Here is an 18,662-nt window from a genome sequence, read left to right on the forward strand (position 1 = left end):
CTTCACACAATGGGGTGAGCAGGATTATTCCAATTCCCGTCTGCCTTCGAGCGCTCTTGCCAAAGTCACTTCGTCCGCGTACTCCAAATCCCCGCCCATCGGCAACCCAAACGCGATTCGAGTCACACGAGTAAACGGCTTGAGCAAACTTCCGACATACAGCGTAGTCGTTTCCCCTTCAACGCTTGGACTAATCGCTAAAATCACTTCCTCAACCTTCTGTTGGCTCACGCGGCGAACCAGTTGTTTGATGTTGAGTTGTTCAGGTCCAATGCCATCGATCGGCGAAATCAATCCACCTAAAACATGATACTTTCCACGATATTCCCGCGTTTTCTCTAGCGCGATTACATCACGAGAATCCGCCACGACGCAGATCGTTTTTGTATCTCGCTGCGGCGATCGACAAATATCGCAAACGGGTTCTGCTGACAAATGACCGCACACGGAACAGTACCCAACCTGTAGCTTTGCTTCCATCAACGCCATCGCCAAAGCTTTCACTTCTTCTTCAGGGCGTTTGATCAAGTGCAAGGCTAATCGTTGGGCTGATTTGGGACCAACACCAGGGAGGTGCTGCAATTGCTCGATCAATCGAGCTAAGGGACGTGTGTAAACCGTGGCTTTTCCTCCGATTTCGGGCTAGTACGATCGTAGCGCAAACCGCTTCTATCCGGGGGGCCAACTCATCGATCGACCACCCAAAAGATGCAGGTGTAGATGATACACGGTTTGCCCGCCATCTTCGCCAGTATTGATGACTACACGATACCCGTTGGTGAGTCCTTCTTGTTCTGCAACTCGTTTAACGGTGAGCAGCAAATGTCCCATCAAGGCGTGATCGTTTGATTCGGCATCGGCAAGTTTCGCGATCGGTTGTTTGGGAATCACGAGAATATGAACAGGGGCTTGCGGATTCACATCGCGAAAGGCGAGTGCCAAATCATCTTCGTAAACAGTGTCGGCAGGAATTTCTTTGCGAATAATCTTGCCAAAGATCGTGTCGTTCGAGTCGCTCATATAGCTTAGTCGAATGAGTGCGCTGTTATTGTATCAGTCGCTTGTTCTGGGTACGCTACCGATACAAAATGAGTCGGAAAAAAGTATGTTGGCACGAGTTTGGAGTGCGTCCCTGGTGGGCATCGACGCGGTGAAAGTGGGCGTAGAAGTCGATGTTTCGGGGGGCTTGCCAGGGATTGTCGTGGTTGGATTGCCCGGAACTGAAATTCAAGAATCGAAAGAACGAGTCAAAACTGCGATTAAGAATGCGGGTTTTGTCTTTCCGATGCGGCGTATCGTGATCAATCTAAGCCCCGCCGACTTGAGAAAAGAGGGACCTAGCTTTGATCTGCCGATTAGTGTGGGAATTTTAGCGGCGGCAGAACAGATTCAAATAGATGGATTGGATGAGTATCTATTTTTGGGTGAGGTTTCTTTAGATGGAAGTTTGCGTCCGGTTGCGGGAGTTTTAGCGATCGCGGCGGCTGCGAAATCTCTCGGCATTTCCAACTTAGTCGTGCCTGCTGATAATGTTCGAGAAGCCGCTGTCGTAAAAGATCTCAACGTTTACGGATTCAAGCATTTATCGGAAGTGGGAGCTTTTCTAAACGATTCCACAGGCTACATTCCGGCTCGAATCGATGGGGAACTTGAGCTTTCAGAAATGCAGTTTTCGGCTCCCGATTTACGAGATGTCAAGGGACAAGCTCATGCTCGTCGCGCTTTAGAGATTGCGGCTGCGGGTGGACATAATTTGATCTTCGTTGGACCTCCTGGAAGTGGAAAAACGATGTTAGCGCGTCGATTGTCCGGGATTATGCCGCCGCTAGAGTTTCAAGAAGCGCTCGAAGTGACTCAGGTTCATTCAGTAGCGGGATTGCTCAAGGAGAAAGGATCGCTGATTGGAGTTCGTCCGTTTCGCAGTCCGCATCATTCGGCTTCTGGTGCAGCATTGGTCGGAGGAGGCACGTTTCCTCGACCTGGAGAGATTTCGCTGGCTCACAGAGGAGTCTTATTCCTGGACGAACTCACAGAATTTCGACGGGATGTATTGGAATTTCTCAGACAGCCTCTAGAAGATGGAAGCGTAACCATTTCTCGAACACGGCAATCTGTCTCATTTCCAGCACAGTTTACTTTGGTTGCCAGTACCAATCCTTGTCCGTGTGGATTTTATGCGGATACGGTTCAGCCCTGTACTTGTTCACCGAGAGCGCGAGAGCAGTATTGGGCAAGGCTTTCAGGTCCGCTGATGGACAGAATCGATCTGCAAGTGGGTGTGAATCGGTTGAAGCCTGAAGAAATTACTCAACAACCGACCGGGGAAGATTCGGAAACGGTGCGATCGAGAGTTCAACAAGCTCGCGATCGCGCTTCTCAACGCTTCCAAAACACCCCACTCCGCTGCAATGCCGAAATGCAGAGTGCTCATTTACGCGAATGGTGCAAATTGGACGATGGAACGCGATCGCTGTTAGAAAATGCCATTCGTCGGTTGGGATTATCAGTACGAGCAAGCGATCGCATTCTCAAAGTGGCAAGAACGATCGCGGATTTAGCAGGCGATGACAATCTACAAGCGCATCATGTTGCGGAAGCTGTTCAGTATCGTACTATCGATCGAATGCAATAAGGTTCCCTCCAATGTCATATCCAAGCGTTGTCGATCGTATTGTCGAGTTTAATCAAGGACGCGATCCTGAACTGTTGAAGCTGAAATACAAAGCGATGTCAAAAGATGCGTTTGTGTTTCTGCGTGGGACGTGTCATTTGTTCTATCAAGATTTACCGATTGAAGATGTGTTTCAATCTGCTCCTCCAGTTTGGAGTTGTGGCGACCTTCATTTGCAGAATTTTGGCACGTTTAAGGGGGACGATCGCTTAGTCTATTTCGATGTGAATGATTTCGATGAATCGCTGTTAGCACCTTGTACCTGGGACATTACGCGACTCATGACGAGTACGATCGTCGGTGCTCATACGCTGAATATTAGTGATGAGGATGCACTTCAACTTTGTCAGGATTTGCTTGAAATTTATACAAAAGAATTATCGACTGGAAAGGATCGAACCGTTCACAATGAGGTTTCAACTGGACTCGTGAAAGAATTGCTCACGGCTCTAAAAACCCGTAAACGCAAAGATTTTCTAGACGAGCGCACAGAAATTAAGGGAAAACGTCGATCGCTAAAATTAATCGAGGGTAAAACGAAACCTGTTACAGAGATTGAGCGCCAGAAAGTGACCGATGCGATCGGTCATTCTGCTGAATCGCGAGAAAATCCGCAGTTCTTCAAAGTGCTGGATGTCATGCACCGAATTGCCGGAACTGGGAGTTTGGGACTCGATCGATATGTGATTCTAGTCGAAGGTAACGGCTCCCCAAATCAGAATTACTTGCTTGATCTCAAGGCATCGCGCCCGTCTTCTCTGCGACCTTACACGCCTTATCCGCAACCCGACTGGAACAATGAAGCAGAAAGAATTACAGCGATTCAGGATCGATTTCAAGAGTCTCCCCCTGCTTTATTAACGCCATTGGTCATTCAGAATCAGCCTTATGTCCTGCGAGAACTGCAACCGACTGCCGATCGTGTCAATCTCGAAAGTAAAGACGGCAAGATTAAACACCTCAAAAAAGCGATCAAAACGATGGCAGAAGTAACCGCTTGGGGACAGATGCGAAGCACAGGACGGCAAAACTCTGCGATCGCGGATGAGTTGATCGCCTTTGCTGCCACTGCTTCAGAATGGCATCCGATTGTGATGGACTATGCTCGATCGTATGCTGCCCAAGTTGAACGAGACTATGAAGAATTCAAACTCCAATCTGGGAAACTTTGAGCGTTTGCAGTCGATTCATCAACCGCTAAAGCGCCTTAAATTGTGCTCGGTGCAACAGTCGTCGATCGACGTTTTGCCAGAAATTTCTGAACGGCTTGAAGTCCCGCCCACACAAGTATCCCGCCGAATAATCCTGCCGCTGTGTTTAACCAAGGATTCAGAATTTCAGCGACATTACTCACAAAGTGAATGAAAATCATGTGAAATAGATAAATGTGGAACGTTGCTGCACCAATGGTTTGCAGTGGAGACTTCAGAATTTGTGGAATCGCAACTATTGGTAGCCAGAGCAGCAATGTTCCACCAACTAACATCCAAATCGCATAGCTGTGATTCAAAGCGGCGAAAATCGGCACGATTGCCCAAAGGATCATTGTGGTTATGACTCTCTGTTGTTTGGTTTTGGCGAACTGAATTGTCCAACCTAGTGCAAAGATCCAGAACAACATGTGTGGGACTCGATCGTATAAATAAGTTGTGTTCCAAATTGAGGAAATTCCAACTTTTGCGATCGCACCTACCATGACTGTGGTGATACCAAATTCCCAAGGTGAGACTGTGGCAAATCTGCGGACAGGTTTCACAACAAATAACAATGAAAATCCAATGATGACTTGGACTAACAGATTGATAAACCAAATTGGAAAGATCGAAGTGACTTCTGGATCAATAAAGTTACTCACCAGAAACAATACACCAGGATTGAATTCGCGTTTCCAGAGTTGATAGGCGATCGAGATGATCAAGTACGGCGTGACTAAGTTTTTCAACAATGAGAAAATCGGCTGAATCACTCGACCTTTGAACAATGCCTCAGATTGGAATCGTGCTAAATTTGCTCCTGCAATCATCAGTAGAAGAAATGCGCCGCCCGCGAAGTTCATCAAATAAGCATGATCCGCAACGACGACTGTAATCGCCAATGCTCTCAAAATAATGTTGGTTTCAATCGGACTAAACCGATCGTGCTGTGGAGAAAGCTGTTCTAATTGTGCGATCGACAGTCGTTCCCATCCTTGTGGCAGATAGCCCAAGTGCCGCTCAAATTCCATTGCAAGCTGAACATAAGAAAGCGAATCGCCGCCCAATGTAATAAAGGTATCTTCAGGATGAACTTGGCGCAGATTCAACACTCGACAAAATGTAGCTGCGATACTTTTTCCATTCGTAGGAACTTCAGAAGATTGCTCTACGGTTTGCTGGCTATACCATTCTGCAAGCTGACGACGTTGAACCTTACCTGTTGCAGTTTTAGGAAGCTGATCCACTTCAACAACCGCGATCGAATTCCCCGCATTTACGCCAAAAGCTTGAGTTGCTTGGGAAACTGCTTCTCTAAGTTCGGATTTGTCGATCGACACATCAGGAGTAACTGCAACTAAGAAACCATCGCCTCTCAATGGATCGGGTTTACGACAGATTGCAATTCCAGGGTGATATCCAATTTGGCTAAATAGCTTCGTTTCGAGTGCTTCAGGCTGAATCTTCAGACCACCACAATTGATCACGTCATCGGCTCTACCTTTGTAGTACAGCTTGCCATTCTCTAAGCTGCCTAAGTCTTTTGTAGTGAGCCAACCGTTTTCATCTTGAATTGGAACTTCTTCGCCATCAATCAAATAAGCTCGTGCGACGTGATTTCCACGAATTGCAATTTGTCCACTTTCAGTTAATTTGATTTCAACATTACTGCAAGCTACGCTGCACGGAGTGTTCGCAGATCCAACTGATTCGAGTGCATCGCCTTCGGTTTGATGAATTTCGAGCAATGTCGATCGAGAAGCTTCGGTCAATCCATAGTGCTGCACAATCCGGGCTTCAGGAAACAAAGCTTTGAGCGCTTCTTTCTCTTGACGGCTCATATACTGGCTGCCGATTTCAATCCATCGAACGCGCTGCCCTGCACTTCCGATCAAATCCGTATTCGAGAGCAGAACGCGCCACAAGCTTGGAACTGCCGAAATTGCGTTAATCTCTCCTTTTTTCAGCATCGCGCCAATTTCTGCTGGATTAAAGCCCGATTCAGGAATAAAAAATCTTCCACCTGCGGCTGCGATCGCACGACACCGCCCAAATCCAAACGAGTGATAGACCGGAACGCCAATATATTCGCTAATTGTGTCATCGACTTGCATCAGGCGATTCAGCCGTGTGACGACATCGGATAGATTCTGGTGACTGAGAAGAACACCCTTGGGCTTGCCTTCGGTTCCGGACGTGAAAGACACGATCGCCGTTTCAGAACTGTTAGAGCCTTGAAAAGATCGAGTCATCCATGCGCCACCAGCTTGAGGAGTGAGGACGCGATCGACGTTGGCAGCAGAAATACGATCGTGATCTTCCTGATGCTTCAGAGGCACAGCAATATCACCTGCTTCTAAGCAGTTGAACATCGCATCTACGTACTCGGTCGAATTTACGGATACGATTCCGATACGCATTATCGATTTTCTACGAAGTCCTTCAGCCGTCATGCCTGAGTCTCCAAGCCAGTTCTTGCCGTCTCAGACTAGCCGATTATTGAGTTTTGACAAAGGGATTGAGTCCAGTCTTTGTCATATCAAAATATTTGTGATGATTTTGAGTCCGTAATTTCACCAGAGTAATTTCCCTTATTCCATGTTTGGCTCCGGATCGAGAGAGATGCCTGCATAAATCTCAGTTAATTTTAATTCAGCCTCGATCGTGCCGAATTTCAGAAGTTCATCGATCGATTCATAGCTGCGATAAATCCAAAATCCTTGGTCAGTTTTCGTGTATTGCTGAACTTCTACAAGGTACTGATTCACCAGAATATATTCTTGGAGTCCGGGTATCGATCGATAGTATCTAAACTTATCGGTCATGTCGTAATCTTGAGTTGATTTTGATAAAACTTCGACAATGAGTTTCGGATTGAGAACAGTATCAACTCGATTTTGGTAAAGAACAGGTTCACCTTCGATCACCATCACATCAGGATAAACAAACCTCCGATACTGCGGCAGCCACAATCGAACATCGCTGGAGAAAAAACGAAATCCTTGGCGGCGCAATTGAGTCTTCAAAGCCCAAAAGTTCGTAATAATCTCATTGTGATTTAGCGATCCGCCCGTCATTGGAATAATTTCTCCATCATGATACTCACTCTTAAACTCAGCCTGTTCTTCAAGAGTCAAGTACTCTTCGGGCGTGTAGTGCTTTGAAAATTCAGTCGCTTGCATCGGAATTACTCAAACTCTACTCTCTTTAATGTAAGCGATCGTAGTCTGTCAGGATACCAACGTTGTAACGTCCTCTTCATCAATGCTCCAATCTGATTCTGAAATCCCGATCGTGGCTAGAATCCTTCTGCAATAAACAATATGCTGTTTTGCCGAGCTACAGTGATGTACCCAAACTCCATTTGATAGTTGATACCAGTCTTTTGGATAGTTTTTTCCTTCAATACTGTCATCAAAAATTCCGATCGCTTGTCTGATTCTGTTGAAATCCTGTGGACGATTGTGTAGAACCCATTCCACCGTCGAAGTGCGAACTTGTCGCCAAGTTTTATTTGGAATATCAATCCGCTCTCCTAAAATCGTGATTGCGATTGGTTTTCCATGAACGATTTTCCCAATCGCGATTGGTTCTCCTAAAGCCGACCAAATTTCTAAGAATTTCTCGGATAGAAAATCTGCTCGATCTAAAATTGCTTGTTCATCCCATCTTTCAATTGAATTGGAAAAATAGTCCTTATTGAGACGGAATTCATGTTCTTCAAGCCTCTTTTTCTTCAAGGAAAATGCAGAATTTGAAAGGGCAGAATTCCATTCTTGGGTTAATAACGTTAGATTTCCAAATGTGTTGAGATTGTCCTGATGAACTCGCTCAAAATTCTCCCCTAACTCTGTTTTCCATTCAGAATTAAGAGTTTGCGGCATGATGTGTTCGACTGTTGGAGTTGCATTTAGAGTCGTAATACCGCCAGCATTTCGAGAAAGATGACGATTAATTGATTCGAGAATTAAGCAAATCTTTTCGCGACTCCGATCATCGTAGATATTAATGGATCGAATTGATTGCTGAACTCCTTGATCAGACGGATAGTTCTTAGAAATTAGAATCTTCTTCAGTGCTTCGATAAACGTAATTTCTTCACCATTTATTTCATCTTGAATATCACGCCAGAGAGGTGGAAATACTTTGCTGAGATCTTTAGTCTGCTCTCGGCAAACATAGCGCCGAATCATATAATTTTCCAGAATCGCCAGAATTTGCTTGAATTGCACATCTGTCAATTTTTCCTGTTCATAGTTCTCATAAACAAGCAATAGAAAAGAATAAGCAGTTTGAATTTCTAAGATGTTCAAACGATGTAGCGCGTGACGAATCTCTAAATTTTTCTCGTGTTCTGGGCGTAAAAGCTTATTGTAATGTTCGGCAAATCGACGTAACAGAGAAATTTCATTAATGAATTCTGCATCCGTTTGAAACTCTTCACAGCGATCGCGAAATCTTGCATAGGTATGTGCCTCGCTACAAACTCCACGCGATTGTGTTGCAAGATAATGTCTGAGAAAAGCAGTCAATTCTCCAATGCGCGATCGTCCAACAATTCGACTTTCTTGTAATAAATGCTCGACTTTTTCCCACTGCTCTGTAAATACTTTCTCTTGCTGTGCAGGGGGTAGCTTCATTGCAATATAGTTACGCGCTAAATCTGCTTGAGAAAGCGGTTTCCCTTTTGCGTTTAAGCTTTCAAATATTTTGTAAGGACTCTCATCTCGATTCAACTCGATAAAAACAACTTGAAAACAGTTCGACACTGCAAAAAAGAATCTCTCAGCCTCGATCGCGCCATCGGTCAAGAGTTTGCCTAGTTCCTTGTGTAAATAATGATAAGCAACTGGAATTTTTGACTCAGTGATCTCAACTTGAGTCTTTTGGATGAGGGAAATATAAGCTTGTCGATCGCCATATTTATTAGTAGGAAGCAGCTTGAAATAGATGTCTCCTTCCGTCTCAGAGTTCACCAAATATCTTTGAATCTTAGCTGCGATTTTTGGCTCAGTGCTTTCGATCAAATCTCGAAACGCGCACAACAATAGAGAAATGGTAGTGAGTCTCTGCTGTCCATCAACTAATGTAAAAGCCGTAATCAATCCGCTCCTAGTTCCGCTATTAATAACAACCAGAGATCCTAAGAAATGCTCAGGTTCTTTGTTCGGATTGAACTCTTCGTAAATTGCGATCGCATCATCTAGCAACGTTTGCCAGTTTGATTTGTCCCAACTATATTGGCGCTGAAAATGAGGCAGTATGTATTGAATGTCTCCTCCGCTGCTAAAAACTTTGGAGATTTTATAGCTATCTGCTTTCATTGAGCGCTACCTATATCGTTTGATACTTCAAACAGGATAGCCGAACTTACTAAAACAGAGCGCTTTTATTCTCAAAATCGATAGCAGGATGTAATTATCTACACCCTGCTAGTGAGGTTTACGCGCTGAAGTACTTCGCCGTTGGGTGATACACCACAAATGCAGTCGTGGATTGTTCTGGATAAAGCTGTTCACTTTCATCCATCGACATTGCAATTCGCTCTGTATCAAGTAGTTCTAGCTGCTTAAACTGATCCGATACATTCGGACAAGCAGGATAGCCGAAACTATAGCGCGACCCTTGATAACGCTGCGCTAACATATCGCGAATGTTATCGGGTTCGAGATCGCCAAAGCCCAATTCATGACGGATTCGAGCGTGTGACCATTCTGCTAAAGCTTCCGCCATCTGTACCGCCATGCCGTGGAAGTAGAGATATTCAGTGTAGTTGTTCGCTTTGAATAGTTCTTGTGCGACTTCAGTAGCAATGTGTCCCATTGTTACAGCTTGCATCGGGAGAACGTCGAACTGATTCTCAGAAATCGGGCGGAAGAAGTCAGCAATGCACAAACGGCGGAGTGACTTCTGACGCGGGAATGTCCAGGTAACGATCGGGGTAGCAGTTTCAGGCGTTAAGCCTTTCTCAATTACGCTCGGATCGTAAACATGAACAGAATTACCTTCAGCGGTACAAGGGAAGTAACCGTAAATCAGGTGAGGATGCAATAGATTTTCGGTGCGAATTCGCTCTTTCCAGCGATCGAGAACTGGATAGACTTTCTCTGCTAAGAACACGTCGTATTCTTCCTTCGTTTGGTCTTTCGGCTTGCGGAATTGCCATTGTCCAACAATCAAAGCTTGCAGATCCAAGTACCAGAAGAGTTCATCTACCGAGAGATCTTCTGGGTTGAGAACTTTCGTACCCCAGAAAGGCGGCGTTGGGCGCGAGATATCAGTCGCAACTGCTTCCGATCGCACTAAATCGATCACTTCCGGTTCGTCAGATTTCTTCTCTGGTTCGCCGTTTAGTTCACGTTCGGCATCTTCGATCGCTTTCCGTCCCTTTTGATTGAACTGAGCAAATTCACCTTGGAATCCTTCGTTATTGCTCCAGTGCCCGTCTTTCTTAGCAGGCATCAATCGATCCATGAAAGTCAGATCTGCGAACGCATCCCGACCATAAATCACTTGACCGTTGTAAACATTCTGGCAATCTTCGTAGACGAATTTCGGAGTGAGTGCTGCACCTCCGAGAATCACCGGAACTGAAATGCCTTTTTCGTTGAAGACTTCCAGGTTCTCTTTCATGAATGCGGTGGACTTTACGAGCAATCCACTCATCGCAATACAATCCGGTTTGTGCTGGTTGTAAGCATCTACGATCGCATCTACAGGCTGTTTAATGCCTAAGTTAATCACTTTGTAACCATTGTTAGTCAAGATGATATCGACAAGGTTTTTACCAATATCGTGAACATCACCTTTCACAGTTGCAATCAAGAACTTACCTTTACCACTATCATCGCTCTCGGTTTTTTCCATGAATGGTTCGAGAAATGCAACAGCAGATTTCATTGTTTCCGCCGACTGCAACACAAACGGTAATTGCATTTGACCAGAGCCGAACAATTCACCCACAACTTTCATGCCATCAAGCAAGAAAGTGTTGATAATGTGCAACGGCGCATAGTTTTCTAATGCAATCTTCAGTGCATCTTCTAATCCAATCCGTTCACCATCAATGATGTGTTGCTTCAAACGTTCTTCAACAGGTAAATCTGCCAAAGTATTGTTCGATCGAGCATCTTTCGCGCTCACTCCTTCAAACAATTGAGTCAGCTTGGTGAGCGGATCGTAAGTGCAAATATCCCCCTCAAATCCGCGTCGATCGTAGATTAGATCCAGACAAACTTTTTGATGTTCAGGGTCGATTTTCGCGATCGGTAAAATCTTCGCGGCAGATACGATCGCGCCATCCATTCCCGCGATCGTGGCTTCATGCAGAAACATCGAATTCAACGTAATCCGAGCCGCTGGACTCAGACCAAAAGAAATATTCGAGACTCCAACCATGAAATGCACGCCCGGAAGAGTTTCGTGAATCATCCGAATCGATTCGATCGTTGCCTTCGCATTCTCGCGGTCTTCTTCGATCCCAGTTGAAATCGGCAATGCTAACGTATCGAAAAAGATTTCATGTGGTGGAATTCCAAACTCTAAGGCATCTCTGTAAGCTCGTTGTGCGATTTGGAATTTTTTCTCGGCGGTTCGTGCCATTCCATCTTCGTCGATCGTACCAATGACGACTCCCGCACCGTACTCTTTCGCAAGCTCTAAGACCTTGAAGAATCGTTCATCTCCATCTTCATAGTTCGTTGAGTTGAGAATGCACTTCCCGCCCGCAACTTTCAAACCTGCTTCCATCTTTTGCCATTCGGTCGAATCCAGCATCAGAGGCAGCGTCACATTCGTTACGAGTCGCGACACGATTTCCTTCATGTCACGTTCGCCATCGCGCCCAACATAGTCAACGTTAACATCAAGAACGTGTGCGCCTTCCTTGACTTGAGATTTCGCGATCGCCATTAATCCATCCCAATCATCTGCATTCAGCAATTCGCGAACTTTCTTCGATCCACTCGCATTCAATCGTTCACCCACAATGAGGAAAGAATTATCCTGCTCGTATGGCTGTGATGTGTAGATTGATGCTGCTGAAGGTGTGTATCCGAGTGTTGGCCTAGGTGTTTCAGATTCGTACACTTGACCATTCATCCAAGCGCGTTCATCAATGCGAACTTTCCGCGCTTTGGGTGTCATCGTTGCCGCAGCTTCTGCGAGTGCTTGAATGTGTGCGGGACGAGTTCCACAACAGCCCCCGATCACTTGCACACCCCAATCTTCAATGAATCTGTGCAACGCCATCTGAAGTTCAACAGGGGTCAACTTGTAGTGAGCATGACCACCGACATTTTCGGGTAAGCCTGCGTTGGGAATACAAGAGACAACGAACGGCGCATTTTCGGTCAAATATTTGATGTGTTCTGCCATGCGATCGGGACCTGTCGCACAGTTCAAACCGAGAATGTCGATCGGGTACGGTTCCAGAATCGCTAATACGCCACTGATATCGGTTCCGACGAGCATCGTGCCCTGAACTTCCATCGTCACCGAAACCATCAGCGGACGACGCTCTCCTTTTTTGGCAAAGACCGCTTCAACTGCGTTCAATGCTGCTTTGATTTGCAGCACGTCTTGACAAGTTTCGATGATGAATAGATCAACTCCACCATCAAACAAGCCTTCTGCCTGAACGGTGAATGCCTCTTTTAGTTCGTCATACGTAATATGTCCGAGTGTCGGTAGTTTCGTTCCAGGTCCGATCGAACCCGCAACAAATCTAGGCTTTTCAGGCGTTGAAAATTCTGCGGTGCATTGTTTCGCCAGTTCTGCGGCTTTTTTGCTCAAGTCATACGCCATCTCTTGCAGTCCGTATTCTGCCAGCACAAGCGGACTACTGCCAAACGTATCGGTTTCGATCACGTCTGCGCCTGCGGCAAGAAAATCGCGGTGAACTTTCGCGATCGCGTCCGGTTTGGTATGAATCAGATACTCGTTGCAGCCTTCATACTCGGCTCCACCAAAATCTTCAGCCGTCAAATTCTGCGACTGGATATTTGTTCCCATTGCACCATCGAAGACGATAACGGGACGCTCAGGACTGTGAAGGCGGGCAAGAAAGGCACTATTCATAGCAGAAACTTCAGAAACGAAAGGACAGATTTGAGTATTAACCCTGAGTTCTCTTTAAGAGGGTGTTTGAGAAGTCATCGTTTATCGCATTCACCCGCCCGGAAATGAATCTCCGGGCTAATCAGGGAAGCCCACTAAACTGGGCTAAGAACTCCGTATTGCACTCCTAGCCCGCTTCAGCGGGGTTTCTTCCATTAGCCCGGAGATTCATTTCCGGGCGGACTCGCAACGCAGCAAAGCCGCTTTTTATCCTTCTCAAACACCCTCTAAGTTTTATGGGTAATCCGTTTCAACGCAAGGCAGCTATCATGACGCTTCACAATAGCTACACAATTTTAACTTTGACATATTTTTTGGGAAAGCGCGGTTTATCGCATCGTTGAATCTTTAGATCCCAAAATTAAAAGGCGCTCCCCGGATGAGGAACGCCTGCCCAAATTAATCATTGAATTTCAGATTAGCTCAAACCCACATTGCTACGATCGTAGCCTTCGATGGTGTTGCTGGTCTTGTTGTGAACAACATGTGCGGATTCTGAAGGCATTCCAATTTCGCTGGCTTGGCGAGTCAACATGGACTGCTCACGGTTCCGAATCATTTGACGATGACGCACCATCAATGCCCGTGTTTGATCTTGAATCGACATACTCTGCTCTCCATTTCTGCTTACTTGATTAATATAACAGATAAATTCTGTATCAGAAACTACAAAAAGATAGTTGTGTCATAGATTCCTGACAATTATTCTGCACCCGAAACGCGGTAAGCTCACTCAAGCAGTACAGGAGAAACGGAAATGGCTGAGGGCAAGCGGATCGAGGTTGGATCGTTGAACTGGTGTTATCGCGAAGCAGAACCGATGAATCCGAGCCGAACTCCGGTAATTTTGCTGCATGGTCTGGTTTCTCAGGGGTACAGTTGGCGGAATGTATTGCCGAATTTGGCAGAAGAGGGATTTAGAGCGATCGCACCCGATTGGATTGGCTGTGGGTATTCGAGTATGCCGGATCGGAGAGATTTTGCTTATACGCCCGATGCGTTTATTGAGGCACTCGAAGCTTTGATTGCTCAATTCGGATTTGAAAAAGTGTCGATCGTATCCCAAGGTTTTCTCGGCTCAGTCGGGATTCAATACGCGCTCAGACATCCAGAGCAAGTTGAACGACTGGCGATTTTCAATTGTCCGATCGCTCAAGATGCGAAACTTCCCTGGAAGCTGAAACAAATGGGAATTCCGCTCGTGGGCGACATGATGACGCAAGATCCGTTACTGGTCGATCGAACTTTAGAAGGGGCAGGTGGCTATCGAATCGAAGACGAAGATTTAGATGTGTATCGTCGCCCTTGGTTGAAAACTTCGGATGTGGGTCGATCGTTGCTGGCGATTATTCAGAATTTGCAGCTTAAACAAGTCACGGCAGAAATCGAATCCGGTTTGGCGAATTGGCAGAATCCGTTGCTGATTGGATGGGGAAAGCGCGATCCTTGGTTATCGATCGACCTTGCCAAATCATTTCGATCTCAACTGGTGGAACTCGATGAAGTTGGACATTATCCGCAAGAGGACTGGCACGAAAAAGTCAGCGAGGTTCTAATCCCGTTTCTAAAACAGCAGATTGTTTAGCTTATGAGATTGTGAATTTTGGTGCATTCGTTCATCCGACATTCCGCCCGGAAATAAATCTCCGGGCTAATTGAGGGAACCCCTCTAAAGAGGGCTGAAACTACAATCTGAGGGGGCTTCAGCCTCCTTTCTCCGATTAGCCCGGAGATTCATTTCCGGGCGGACTCAATCGCAGCGACAATCCTCATCAACACAAAGTTTTGAACAGACTCTAGCCCATTCTGAAACAACCAGGTGCTAGACTCGTTCAAAAACGGCAGCACTATCTTGATTAAGTCATGCAGTATCGTGGGTGGCTCCTGGTTGGAGTATTGAGTTTTGGAACAGTGCCCGTCGCACAATTACAAGGATTGGCACAAGAATCAGGCTGTCCGGCTGCCGCTTTGTCTCGGTTGTCCCGGCACACCGTGAGATCGGGAGAAACATTGGAATCGATCGCGTCTCGCTACAATCTAATCCCAGCGACGATCATGGGACTAAATCCGAATGTCCGATCGGGGAAAGCAACTCCCGGACAAACGCTTTTGATTCCGCCTTACAACGGAATTCGCGTCGAAGTTCCCGCTGGACAAAGTTTGAAACAGTTAGCAGCACGATATCGAGTTCGCCCAGATGTACTGTATGAAGTAAACGGCTGTCAGCGATCGCCAAAAGTTGTATTTGTTCCTGGAGTCAATTGGTCGCCGAATGAAGGAGCAGCCCCAACATTAGTCGGGGTTTCGAGTGTTTTATCTGGGTCGCCATTAAAAGGAAATTCTGCGATCGCGCTTGGTTTTGGTTGGTATTTGCCAAATGGAGCAACGAAACCCGTTTTTCATAGTGGCATCGATATCTTGGCGAATTTGGGCACTCCAGTTCAAGCGATCGGGGATGGAACGGTTGCCTTTGCGGGAAATCAAGGCGCGTATGGAAACTTAGTCGTGATCAATCATCAGCAAGGCTATCAAACCCGATATGCTCAGTTAGCCAAAATTAACGTCAAAGTGGGTCAGAAAATCAAGCGAGGCGCGATCGTTGGAACGATTGGACAAACTGGAACTCCGACGACCCCACAGCCGCATTTGCATTTTGAAGTGCGATCGAATTCTAAATTAGGATGGGTTGCAGAAGATCCGCTCGCATTTATTCGGCGGTAAATGATGTCTGGCAAAGTTTTCCTAGTTGGCTCTGGTCCCGGTGACATCGGCAATCTCACGATGAGAGCTTATCAGTTACTCACTCAAGCTGAAGTTCTCGTGTACGATGCCCTGGTCGATTCTCAATTTCTCGAACTCGTTGCCGAAACTTGTCTCAAACTCAATGTCGGCAAACGGGGCGGACAACCGAGCATGAAACAAGCAGACATCGATCGATTACTCGTCGAACAGTGCCAACAAGGAAAACAAGTCGTGCGGCTCAAAAGTGGTGATCCGTTCATTTTCGGGCGCACCACTTCAGAAATTCAAGCCCTCAAATCGGTAGGTTGCGCTTACGAAGTCGTTCCCGGACTTTCTTCCGCCTTAGCCGCTCCCTTATTCGCCAATATTCCTCTGACTGATCCCGTTCTCAGTCGAGGATTCACGGTCGTTACAGCCCACGAACCCGATCGACTAAACTGGCAAGCTCTCGCCCAATTAGACACCCTCGTGATTCTAATGGGAGGAAAACATCTTCCCTTAATTGTCGAACAGCTACACCATCAGGGAAAATCAGAAGAGACTCCGATCGCGATTATTCGCTGGGCGGGTCATCCAGAGCAAGAAATTTGGAGCAGTACACTCTCTGAAATCCTTTCTCTGGTCAATCCTCAGCGATTGTCGCCCTGCGTGATCGTCATTGGAGAAGTTGTTAGACTACGATCGTTTTTATGAAACTTCCTTTATTTGAAACAACGATTGTTGTCACTCGTGCAGCCGGACAATCGAGCCAGTTTGCGTACTCGCTGCAAAATTATGGTGCAAAAGTGATCGAGATGCCCACGATCGAAATTGCCGCGCCTTCAAGTTGGGCGGAATTGGATCAAGCGATCGCAGTTCTGAATGAATTCGATTGGCTGATTCTGACTTCTACGAATGCAGTCGATTACTTTTTCGAGCGGTTGGCAACTCAGCTTCAGGATGTTCGCGGATTAGCAGCGATTAAGACCGCAGTTGTGGGTGAAAAAACAGCACAACGACTAAGACAGCGCGGTTTGCAGCCTGATTTTATTCCGCCTGAATTTGTCGCGGATGCAATGGTCGTGAATTTTCCCGAATCGGTGGAAGGGAAAAAGATCTTATTTCCTAGAGTCGAAACGGGTGGGCGAGATGTTTTAGTCAGAGCGTTTAGCGATCGAGGTGCGATCGTGACTGAAGTTGCCGCTTATCAATCGATCTGTCCAAAAATTCCAGATATGAAAGCGATCGCAGCACTCCAAGATCATGCGGTTCATCTAGTGACCTTTGCCAGTTCCAAAACGGTGAAACACTTCTGCGAACTGCTGCAACAATCGATCGGGGAAGATTGGACTAAACGTTTAGAAACAGTGAAATTTGCGTCGATCGGTCCTCAAACTTCTAAAACTTGTCGAGCATTGCTAGGACGAGTTGAGATCGAAGCGACAGAATTCACTTTAGATGGATTAATCAAAGCAATTGTCGCTCAAGCTAATTCACTGAAATGATTCTGTTGTGCGATCGCTTCTGTGGAACGAACAGGTTTTTGTCCCACAATCTTAATTTTCACGCCTGTACCGGGAGCTAATGTCACTCCTCGACGGCGCGGAACTTCAGGACGACGATCGACTAATGCAAGCTCATAGTTTGACAAAATCGTTGCTAAAACTAGCTTCATTTCAAACATTGCGAGTGCTTCCCCAATACAACGCCGCGCCCCGCCTCCAAACGGCATGAACTCATACGGTGAAAACTGCCGCTCTAAAAAGCGCTCTGGCTTAAATTGGTGCGACTCTGGATAGAGATCTTCACGGTGGTGTAGTAGATAAATGCAGCCTACAACCGCCGTTCCGGGCTGGAGTGGATAGCCCAATAGTTCCAGTGGCTCCTTCACGATTCGGCTAAAGGTCAACATTGCAACCGGGTACAGTCGGAGTGTTTCATTACAAACGGCACTGAGATAAGGTAGTCGAACGATCGACATTGGATCAGGATTCTCACCGAGCGCTTCGATCTCTTGCAGCAACTTCTCGCGCACATTTGGTAAGTGATGCACCCAGTAGAGCGCCCAAGCCATTGCTGTCGCAGTTGTTTCATGTCCTGCAAACAGCAAAGTCATCAATTCATCTCGAAGTTCCGAATCGCTCATCGGTTCCCCGTTTTCATCTCGTGCCGCCATCAGCATCGAAAGAATATCCACTCGATCGCTGTTATCTTGCTGGCGACGATCGGCGATTTCGGCATAAAGCAGCGTATCGATCTCGCCACGATCGCGCAAAAACCGTCCCCAAGGCATCCAGGTTCCCCAATCGCGCTGCATCCAGGGGAAGAACAAGAAACTAGCACTCAAAGGATTGTGGAAAAAGTCACACATCTTAGTAATTGCAGCTCGAATTTGCTCGTACCGCTCTCCCTCAGTCACGCCGAACACCGTCTGTAAAATCACTTGCAAAGAGATTTCTTGCATTGCCGATCGCGCATTAAATGGTTGTGCGATCGCGTACTGACTCATCACTTTCTCGGTTAATTGACGAATCAGATCACCATAATTCCGCATTCGATCGCCATGAAAGGGAGGCATCACGAGTTGGCGACGGCGCTTATGTCGATCGTCACTCAACATAATCACCGAGGCATCCCCGATCAGTGGAGAGAGAATCCGATTGACTTCACCTGGGGCTACAAAGCGTTTACGATCGTTCGTCAGAATTTCTTGAATTGCTTGTGGATGATTCACAAACACGAGATGCTGACCTGAGAGCAGACCTGCTGAAAAGATATCAGGATGTTGCTGCGCCGATTGTTCCATATAGCCGACAGGATCAGCAACCCACTGCCATTCCTGAAGTAATAACGGGTTACGGAGCACATTCGGTAGATTCATAAAACTCTCCACTGCAAGGTGAGTCAGGCTTTGTTCAAGATTGTACCAAACGTTCAGTAGATGTTCTGATGAGCACCGT

General features: G+C 46.4%; 14 protein-coding genes. 6 read left to right on the forward strand and 8 right to left on the reverse strand.

The annotated features are described in order from the left end of the window. Positions 1 to 24: 24 nt before the first annotated feature. Together recR and ACQ4M5_RS08730 are read right to left on the reverse strand one after the other, a co-directional pair. Entirely contained in the window at positions 25 to 636 is a 612-nt protein-coding gene (gene recR / locus ACQ4M5_RS08725) for a recombination mediator RecR (protein ID WP_430675434.1), read from the reverse strand. A gap of 33 nt (positions 637 to 669) precedes the next feature. Beyond that, positions 670 to 1,020 carry a histidine triad nucleotide-binding protein gene (locus tag ACQ4M5_RS08730; RefSeq protein ID WP_430675195.1) on the reverse strand — a complete coding sequence of 117 codons (351 nt, stop codon included), beginning with the start codon at positions 1,018 to 1,020 and terminating at the stop codon, positions 670 to 672. Positions 1,021 to 1,105: 85 nt separating this feature from the next. Between ACQ4M5_RS08730 and ACQ4M5_RS08735 the strand changes: the two genes are divergently transcribed. Both ACQ4M5_RS08735 and ACQ4M5_RS08740 read left to right on the forward strand, forming a co-directional pair. Further along, positions 1,106 to 2,632 carry a YifB family Mg chelatase-like AAA ATPase gene (locus ACQ4M5_RS08735; protein WP_430675435.1) on the forward strand — a complete coding sequence of 509 codons (1,527 nt, stop codon included), beginning with the start codon at positions 1,106 to 1,108 and terminating at the stop codon, positions 2,630 to 2,632. A gap of 11 nt (positions 2,633 to 2,643) precedes the next feature. Beyond that, entirely contained in the window at positions 2,644 to 3,843 is a 1,200-nt protein-coding gene (locus ACQ4M5_RS08740; RefSeq protein ID WP_430675196.1) for a DUF2252 domain-containing protein, read from the forward strand. A 35-nt stretch (positions 3,844 to 3,878) separates the two neighbouring features. Here the strand turns inward: ACQ4M5_RS08740 and ACQ4M5_RS08745 are convergent, their stop codons facing one another. The 5 genes from ACQ4M5_RS08745 to ACQ4M5_RS08765 all read right to left on the reverse strand — a co-directional run bounded on the left by ACQ4M5_RS08745 (position 3,879) and on the right by ACQ4M5_RS08765 (position 13,588). Then, positions 3,879 to 6,284 (reverse strand): AMP-binding protein, encoded by a 2,406-nt coding sequence (locus tag ACQ4M5_RS08745; RefSeq protein ID WP_430675197.1) that lies wholly within the window; start codon positions 6,282 to 6,284, stop codon positions 3,879 to 3,881. A gap of 171 nt (positions 6,285 to 6,455) precedes the next feature. Then, entirely contained in the window at positions 6,456 to 7,046 is a 591-nt protein-coding gene (locus ACQ4M5_RS08750) for a Uma2 family endonuclease (RefSeq protein WP_430675198.1), read from the reverse strand. 48 nt (positions 7,047 to 7,094) lie between these two features. Beyond that, positions 7,095 to 9,188 carry a DUF262 domain-containing protein gene (locus tag ACQ4M5_RS08755; RefSeq protein ID WP_430675199.1) on the reverse strand — a complete coding sequence of 698 codons (2,094 nt, stop codon included), beginning with the start codon at positions 9,186 to 9,188 and terminating at the stop codon, positions 7,095 to 7,097. Positions 9,189 to 9,306: 118 nt separating this feature from the next. Beyond that, a complete protein-coding gene (gene metH / locus ACQ4M5_RS08760; protein ID WP_430675200.1) occupies positions 9,307 to 12,942 on the reverse strand; it encodes a methionine synthase in 3,636 nt (1,211 codons plus the stop codon). Positions 12,943 to 13,399: 457 nt separating this feature from the next. Continuing rightward, the gene (locus ACQ4M5_RS08765) at positions 13,400 to 13,588 is read right to left on the reverse strand and encodes a hypothetical protein (RefSeq protein WP_430675201.1); all 189 of its coding nucleotides are present in this window, start codon (positions 13,586 to 13,588) and stop codon (positions 13,400 to 13,402) included. A 150-nt stretch (positions 13,589 to 13,738) separates the two neighbouring features. Between ACQ4M5_RS08765 and ACQ4M5_RS08770 the strand changes: the two genes are divergently transcribed. The 4 genes from ACQ4M5_RS08770 (at position 13,739) to ACQ4M5_RS08785 (ending at position 17,207) form a co-directional block, all read left to right on the forward strand. Next, on the forward strand, positions 13,739 to 14,566 hold the full coding sequence (locus ACQ4M5_RS08770) for an alpha/beta fold hydrolase (protein ID WP_430675202.1): 828 nt from the start codon (positions 13,739 to 13,741) through the stop codon (positions 14,564 to 14,566). A 278-nt stretch (positions 14,567 to 14,844) separates the two neighbouring features. Next, positions 14,845 to 15,702 (forward strand): peptidoglycan DD-metalloendopeptidase family protein, encoded by an 858-nt coding sequence (locus ACQ4M5_RS08775; RefSeq protein WP_430675203.1) that lies wholly within the window; start codon positions 14,845 to 14,847, stop codon positions 15,700 to 15,702. 3 nt (positions 15,703 to 15,705) lie between these two features. Then, the gene (gene cobA, locus ACQ4M5_RS08780; protein ID WP_430675204.1) at positions 15,706 to 16,416 is read left to right on the forward strand and encodes a uroporphyrinogen-III C-methyltransferase; all 711 of its coding nucleotides are present in this window, start codon (positions 15,706 to 15,708) and stop codon (positions 16,414 to 16,416) included. Continuing rightward, on the forward strand, positions 16,413 to 17,207 hold the full coding sequence (locus tag ACQ4M5_RS08785; RefSeq protein WP_430675205.1) for a uroporphyrinogen-III synthase: 795 nt from the start codon (positions 16,413 to 16,415) through the stop codon (positions 17,205 to 17,207). Before cobA ends, ACQ4M5_RS08785 begins: the two co-directional genes overlap by 4 nt. On the opposite strand, the gene ACQ4M5_RS08790 is transcribed toward ACQ4M5_RS08785, so the two are convergent. Then, positions 17,186 to 18,583 (reverse strand): cytochrome P450, encoded by a 1,398-nt coding sequence (locus tag ACQ4M5_RS08790; RefSeq protein WP_430675206.1) that lies wholly within the window; start codon positions 18,581 to 18,583, stop codon positions 17,186 to 17,188. The genes ACQ4M5_RS08785 and ACQ4M5_RS08790 overlap by 22 nt on opposite strands. Positions 18,584 to 18,662 lie beyond the last annotated feature (79 nt).

The organism is Leptolyngbya sp. AN10, assembly GCF_050565645.1.
In the GTDB taxonomy this organism is placed as follows: domain Bacteria; phylum Cyanobacteriota; class Cyanobacteriia; order Leptolyngbyales; family Leptolyngbyaceae; genus Leptolyngbya.

Bases quoted from the DNA above. Each gene is read 5' to 3' on its own strand.
- ACQ4M5_RS08750 (WP_430675198.1), bottom strand. From the start codon at position 7,046: ATGCAAGCGACTGAATTTTCAAAGCACTACACGCCCGAAGAGTACTTG.
- ACQ4M5_RS08740 (WP_430675196.1), top strand. From the start codon at position 2,644: ATGTCATATCCAAGCGTTGTCGATCGTATTGTCGAGTTTAATCAAGGA.
- ACQ4M5_RS08735 (WP_430675435.1), top strand. From the start codon at position 1,106: ATGTTGGCACGAGTTTGGAGTGCGTCCCTGGTGGGCATCGACGCGGTG.
- ACQ4M5_RS08765 (WP_430675201.1), bottom strand. From the start codon at position 13,588: ATGTCGATTCAAGATCAAACACGGGCATTGATGGTGCGTCATCGTCAA.
- ACQ4M5_RS08785 (WP_430675205.1), top strand. From the start codon at position 16,413: ATGAAACTTCCTTTATTTGAAACAACGATTGTTGTCACTCGTGCAGCC.
- ACQ4M5_RS08775 (WP_430675203.1), top strand. From the start codon at position 14,845: ATGCAGTATCGTGGGTGGCTCCTGGTTGGAGTATTGAGTTTTGGAACA.
- ACQ4M5_RS08790 (WP_430675206.1), bottom strand. From the start codon at position 18,583: ATGAATCTACCGAATGTGCTCCGTAACCCGTTATTACTTCAGGAATGG.
- metH (WP_430675200.1), bottom strand. From the start codon at position 12,942: ATGAATAGTGCCTTTCTTGCCCGCCTTCACAGTCCTGAGCGTCCCGTT.
- ACQ4M5_RS08745 (WP_430675197.1), bottom strand. From the start codon at position 6,284: ATGCGTATCGGAATCGTATCCGTAAATTCGACCGAGTACGTAGATGCG.
- cobA (WP_430675204.1), top strand. From the start codon at position 15,706: ATGTCTGGCAAAGTTTTCCTAGTTGGCTCTGGTCCCGGTGACATCGGC.
- ACQ4M5_RS08755 (WP_430675199.1), bottom strand. From the start codon at position 9,188: ATGAAAGCAGATAGCTATAAAATCTCCAAAGTTTTTAGCAGCGGAGGA.
- ACQ4M5_RS08770 (WP_430675202.1), top strand. From the start codon at position 13,739: ATGGCTGAGGGCAAGCGGATCGAGGTTGGATCGTTGAACTGGTGTTAT.
- ACQ4M5_RS08730 (WP_430675195.1), bottom strand. From the start codon at position 1,020: ATGAGCGACTCGAACGACACGATCTTTGGCAAGATTATTCGCAAAGAA.